The organism is Geofilum rhodophaeum (assembly GCF_002210225.1).
In the GTDB taxonomy this organism is placed as follows: domain Bacteria; phylum Bacteroidota; class Bacteroidia; order Bacteroidales; family Marinilabiliaceae; genus Geofilum; species Geofilum rhodophaeum.
Window position 1 is genome coordinate 1 of sequence record NZ_MWUJ01000042.1, and the last position, 5,969, is coordinate 5,969.

At 31.9% G+C, this 5,969-nt stretch carries 6 protein-coding genes; all 6 read left to right on the forward strand.

Translation table 11 applies throughout. The features are described from left to right. Window positions 1–86 precede the first annotated feature (86 nt). Window positions 87–1,280 carry a hypothetical protein gene (locus tag B4W65_RS16745; RefSeq protein WP_088656311.1) on the forward strand — a complete coding sequence of 398 codons (1,194 nt, stop codon included), beginning with the start codon at window positions 87–89 and terminating at the stop codon, window positions 1,278–1,280. Between the two features lie 95 nt (window positions 1,281–1,375). Beyond that, window positions 1,376–2,644: a PDDEXK-like family protein gene (locus B4W65_RS16750; RefSeq protein ID WP_088656312.1), complete on the forward strand. Its 1,269-nt coding sequence runs from the start codon at window positions 1,376–1,378 to the stop codon at window positions 2,642–2,644. A 177-nt stretch (window positions 2,645–2,821) separates the two neighbouring features. After that, on the forward strand, window positions 2,822–3,313 hold the full coding sequence (locus B4W65_RS16755; RefSeq protein WP_146697828.1) for a hypothetical protein: 492 nt from the start codon (window positions 2,822–2,824) through the stop codon (window positions 3,311–3,313). 190 nt (window positions 3,314–3,503) lie between these two features. Next, a complete protein-coding gene (locus B4W65_RS16760) occupies window positions 3,504–4,049 on the forward strand; it encodes a hypothetical protein (RefSeq protein ID WP_088656314.1) in 546 nt (181 codons plus the stop codon). Window positions 4,050–4,377: 328 nt separating this feature from the next. Next, window positions 4,378–5,064 carry a hypothetical protein gene (locus tag B4W65_RS16765; RefSeq protein ID WP_146697829.1) on the forward strand — a complete coding sequence of 229 codons (687 nt, stop codon included), beginning with the start codon at window positions 4,378–4,380 and terminating at the stop codon, window positions 5,062–5,064. 132 nt (window positions 5,065–5,196) lie between these two features. Next, window positions 5,197–5,853, forward strand: coding sequence for a hypothetical protein (locus tag B4W65_RS16770; protein WP_088656316.1), 657 nt, complete (start codon window positions 5,197–5,199; stop codon window positions 5,851–5,853). Window positions 5,854–5,969: the final 116 nt, after the last annotated feature.

Here is a 5,969-nt window from a genome sequence, read left to right on the forward strand (position 1 = left end):
AACATTTCATATACGTGACCGTTGTAGTGCATTTGCAGCATTGAATCAGCGAGTAGTTTAGAAATGAATATTAAGCAAAGGAAAAGATGAGTATTTGGTTAACTCCACCGATTATTATCGAGATAGCATTTTTCTTAATGATTATTCTCGACTCAATTATTTATAGATTTCAATACAAAGAATTATTTGATTTAGATTTAAAAAGACAGTATAGCAAAAAGCTTATTGTTTTTTATTTAATGGCATGGCTGATTTTAGGATTATTAGAGACTCAAATTCAAATAACAAGCCAATTTATTCATGGAATAGTGATTATTGTATCATTATCTTTTAACCTGATTATTTTATTCTTTATTAAAGCGGAACAAAAAGTTAACACTAGTGATGACCCTAATTTTCCTACAGGAAAAATGCGACGTTTAAGATTGTTGTCCATTTTGATTGTCATTATTATTGCAGTATTTGGCTTTACAACCGAGAAACTAAAGGATTTTCATTTCACAGGTTCTAATGTGATAATAGTAGCAAGTGATGCCAAAACATCAGAATTTGATATGTCTAAAATAATTGAAAGTTCAATAGATTGCGATTTGCTGAGAGTTCAGAAGTATGGAGCTGCAACACTAGAAGGTATTCAATATTTCAAAATTGAGTTTAATTCTCATGTTGAAATAGCTGATTCTACAATTGAAAGGATGTTAATTAGTAAACTATCACACTTGATTCCAGACAATAGCACGCAGGATGTTATTGTATCTAGTGCAAAGTATGGTCAGTTGTATGATTCTGATACAATAAACATTTTCTCAATCTTTCTATTAACAGTGTTTGTTATCACTTTGATTTTTTACAGCATTGCACACCGAAACTTTATTCAAGGGTTAAAAACAGCAATAATTCAAGATATTTTAGTCTTAACCATGATTGGGTTACTATTTTTCTTTCAGAAAATAATTCCTAAATATATAGTTGATAAATTGTTTTTTCAAATAACCGCATTGTTCTTGATTTCTTGTGTTTATAAGTTATTTATTTATGCGACTGCAGGTGCTTTGATATATAGTAGAAAGTATTATAAATTATTGTTAATACTTATCTTGATTTCAATTCCCTTAAAAGTCTATTATGATTGGAGCTTAGTTGTACCATTTTTATTGATTGGGGTATTTGGATTATTTATAACTGACATTTATGACTTAATAATGAACAATAAACGCACTACAACACGCGGTAAAAAACATTGCGCAGATAGTGCTAATTTTGAACAATCTAACAAATAATAAACGGCTTAGCGGCTTGATACTGAAGCGCATTTAAGTGCGCAACGATTTCTTACCGCCGTCCGTTATCGGCAATTTTAACAAAACCAAGTATCATGGAATATTTCCTAAAGGAATTAAGCATTATCAGAAAAAAATATCAGGCAATTGCTGACAGAGAAGAAAAATTCAACATATTTTCTGCTTTACATAAAACTCATGATGAAAGAAGACTTCATTCACGCTTTATATCTGTTCTACTACAACCAAATGGCAGACACGGACACAAAACAAATTTCTTAGTAGAATTCATTTCACAAATTGAGGATTTAAACAAATTTGTCATAAATGAGAATACACAAGTATTTCCGCGAGAAAATGACAAAAAAGAAAACAATAATATTGACATATTAATCCTCAACAGAAAGGAAAAACAATGCATTATTATCGAGAATAAAATATATGCAGGCGATAGCAATCTATCTTCAGGCGGTCAATTGGAAAGATATATCAACCATGCGATAATTAACGAAGAGATACCCAATAAAAGTATCTATGTGATTTATTTGACAATAGATGGACATGAACCTTCAATTGAAAGTATCGGTAAGTATAAAGACTTTGAAAATTTATATATCTACAGCTACGAGTATTTAATATTGCCTTGGTTAAACGAATGTTTAAAATACGTTGTATCTGAGCCATTTTTAAGAGAATCAATAATCCAGTATCAAAAATTAATAAACAATATGACAGGAAATAGTTCAAGCATAGAAGAACGAATTGCCTACAAAGAATTAATTGGTAGTTCAAAGGATAATATGGACTCCGCAAAAAAAATAATAGAGAATTTTAAGCATGTAAAATGGCATTCTGTCTTTGACTTTTGGAATAATCTACAAAACCTGATAATTGCTGATGATAATTACGAACTTGTAAAACCGTTCGACCGAGATAATATTACAAGTCAAAAGAAAAATAATTGTATTTCAGAGCTAACGCATTATGAGACGTATAGAAAAGGACAAAAAAACAAACAAAAATGCAACATAATCTTTAAAACCAAAGAAGAAATTTTTATTAGTTTAACATTCTCTGCAAACTATGACCATTTTTACTTTGGCATTCCAGTAAAAGAAAATGCAGATTTTGAATTTTCTAAAACAATCGCAAGTTTAACTTCTGCCTATGAAGAATACAAGCAAACTAAATGGATGCTTCTATTGAAGATTTTCGATGATGATATAAAGTTTAACGACTTTAATAAAAATCTGACTTTTAGCTTAATAAATTCAGAGAATAATAAAAAGTTAGCAGAAAAGGCGTTCAAGGAAATACAAGAATTGACAAGCAGAATAACAAAAACAGCCGATAACACTTTGTAAATTGCATTGCGGGGTTCGTGCGGTGTCGTTCGCTAGATTCTCGCAACATCGTTCCGTCCTACCAGACAGGAACGAGCTCCGAAATCCGCAACGACAACTTACAATTTACCGTTAGCAACAAGGCAAATAATCCCCTCTCAATGTATGCAACTATTCTACTATAACACTAATTTACAAATGAAAAGGATACTATTGTTATCAATTTTAAGTATTAGTCTACTGATTAATGCTCAAGAGCTTCCAACAATTCCTTCGAATGGATTTGCATTTCCCCTTGGGAGTAAGTTTACGATCAAATTGTCCGCTGTTGACTCTGTAAACTATGACTATTCAATAATTGCTTTTGAGCCGTTCGATGAAATTGTTGATATTATGGAAAATGACAACTTATTTGAATCGGCGGGAAAGGACAGTACTTTGACTTTCTATTTTTGTTTAGGAACTTTTGGTGAAGCTGAAGATGAAAAAGAAGATAATTTGAAAGTCTTACTCATTATGAAAAACTATTCTAAGTTGGCACTTAAGTATACTTCTGAGATACAACGAGAAGAAGATGGTGTATTTGAAGTAACTTCCAATGTCGGCACTCATCCTGGAGCAATAGGAACAGAAATGTGGCCATACATGATTTATATGATTGGTTTGGCAGAATTTAGAAATTACGACTAGAATTTAATTAAGGAAAACTAAAATACCCAGTTGCTAACATCATGTATAAAATATTGGGGGTTTATGAGTTCAGTGTAAATCCATTCCCCGTAGCAAATTAATTAACGGCAGACAATAGCGAGGCTCGCAAGCCCCCAACAATTTCATACATGTGCTCGTTGGGGGGCAATGCAAAGAAAAAAAACAAAATATGCGTAAACTGATTATTATAGGATTATTGTTTCTTTCTAATAATTCCTTTTCTCAGATTGTAAATGGTTATTATGAAGGACTTGAACAAATCACCGATTCAAGCTCTGAAGGACAATGGTATTTTTTAAATTCTCTATCCATCCGCAATGATTCAGCTTATTTGTTTAAAAGAGCAATTATGATAACCTCAAATGACACAATCAATTCAATATCAGATTATGGGTTCTATCATTATGCTGGACTCATTTCAAGAAAAGAGAATAAGTATTATATTTCTATGTTTTTAACTGACTGTGATTATTGTATAAGATGGAGTTATAATGATTCGTTGAATACTTATATCGACCATTATAAAGACACTTTGTCTTATCAACTTTTCAGCGAAAGCAAGGTGTTGATTTTTAACAATATAAAATACAACCATCAACCAGAAAAGGACCATCTTATAATGAACCTGAAAATGAATACAATATTCATAAGAAGAGGAACTGAATTTGAGACAGAAAACACAAACGATACTAAGCCCCTTTTTATTGAGAACTGAAAATTTGATTTGTGGAAAAAATGCACATGCCCCCAACATCATGTATAAAACAATGGGGGTTTTTGTGTTCAGTGTAAATCCATTCCCCGTAGCAGGTTAACTAACAGCAGACAATAACGACCCTCGCAAGCCCCCATCGTTTCATACATGTGGGTGTTGTGCGTAATTCACCCTATTCCAGAGACATTGACTACTAAAGCTAACGTAAATGAATGTTCAAAAAAATGAATGAAAATTGAAGAAAATTATTAAAGTATATATCATTGATTTACTGACGTTTAATTTTGTGTTAGTCCGAAAATAAAAAAACTACAATAATTATAGCTTTATGGAAAATTCAAGAATGGTATTGGTTTTTTGGGTTCTAATAGGTCTGTTTTCTTGTGAAAATATCAATCACCATAAAATTGACTTAAGTACCGATAAGTATTTATCCAACATATTTAGTCCTACAGAAATTGAAAGTTTCGCATTAATGATTGATTTTGTTGATAGTGCTGTTGTGGCAATAACTAACAACAAAAATGAAGCAGAGGCTTATCATGACTTTTTTGAAATTTATGGTAAAGGAATACGTGAAAACAAGCGGATTAGTCCTTTTTCGGAAAAAGAGAAATTCGATTTCCTGGAAAGCCTAGATAAAGGTGCTTTTGACGCCATTTGGATCTTCGATACTCATATAGACAGGCTAAATTATAGAGACACTATCCTGACTAATATTGATTATATTAAGTGTTTATCAATAAATCCTTTCGGGCGCTATATTGATTACATGGAACAAGTTGGGAATAATGACAAAAGATATACAGAATTACATGAACATATAGTTGGAATGGGAGACCTTTCTACAAGTGTTGGTTTATGGATGGTCCATGATGAATTTGATTTTGGCAAAGTTGAAGATAGATTTCTTGCTGCGGTGTATATATTAAGAGTTGAAGATTCCTATGAAACAAAATTGGACAGATATTTTAGCAAAATAGATTCTACGCACAACACGCAATATAACCAATAGCGGGCGCAGTAGTGACTTGAAAGTGTCTGCCCCGCATAGAGGTTTGTAACGGTTGACAGGGATGTCGCCCGTAAACCGCCACTGGTCATATTGCCACCGTTGGCACTAATTTTAAAAAGACCACCTACAAGAATGAAAACCTTTAATATATTGATTTATAGACAGAACAGAGTGCTTTTAAGTGTTCTGATTTTCATAACATTAATGTTTCCGATTTTACTACTACCTTCACATATTGACAATTCATTTTTTCAATTAACAATCACGATTAGCGGATTTATCGGATTAATTCTGTTACTGAGATATTTTACAGTGGGTAGACTTTTAGTGACTTTTGAAAATAACAAACTAAAATTTGATTGGGAAAATAAGTTGATTTTCAAATATAAAGACATCCCGACAATTGAGATTTCAGAGATAAAAAGTATTGTACTTGACAATCAAGGACAAATACTTCGTAAGATTTTAACTGATAATAATGAAATAGTATTAGGTCATGGAAATCCTAGTAAATTGTTTAAAAGTGATTCTCAAAAATTTATTAGTTTCTTGACCAGTGAGATAAAGAATTTGAAAATCAAAGACAGTTGGGATGTTTGGGCTGAGAAAGGCTATCTAATTTGGGCATTAAGAATTAATACGACAATTCTAGTATTGGGAATACTGATTATGATTGTTTTTATTGTTACGAAAGGATTTGATTCAAAACATTTATTGATGTTGATTTTTATTTTGCCTCAATTAATTCTATATCAGTTACAAATGAAGACAAAAACAAAGAAAAACTAGTGCCAACATCATGTATAAAACATTGGGGTTTAAGTTGTTACTTGAAGTGTTCTGCCCCGCATCAGCTTTTGCAACGGCAGACAGTGACGAAGCCCGCAATCCCCAACGTTTCATAC

Coding starts and splice junctions, on each gene's coding strand:
- B4W65_RS16745 (WP_088656311.1), top strand. CDS start 87: ATGAGTATTTGGTTAACTCCACCGATTATTATCGAGATAGCATTTTTC.
- B4W65_RS16750 (WP_088656312.1), top strand. CDS start 1,376: ATGGAATATTTCCTAAAGGAATTAAGCATTATCAGAAAAAAATATCAG.
- B4W65_RS16755 (WP_146697828.1), top strand. CDS start 2,822: ATGAAAAGGATACTATTGTTATCAATTTTAAGTATTAGTCTACTGATT.
- B4W65_RS16760 (WP_088656314.1), top strand. CDS start 3,504: ATGCGTAAACTGATTATTATAGGATTATTGTTTCTTTCTAATAATTCC.
- B4W65_RS16765 (WP_146697829.1), top strand. CDS start 4,378: ATGGAAAATTCAAGAATGGTATTGGTTTTTTGGGTTCTAATAGGTCTG.
- B4W65_RS16770 (WP_088656316.1), top strand. CDS start 5,197: ATGAAAACCTTTAATATATTGATTTATAGACAGAACAGAGTGCTTTTA.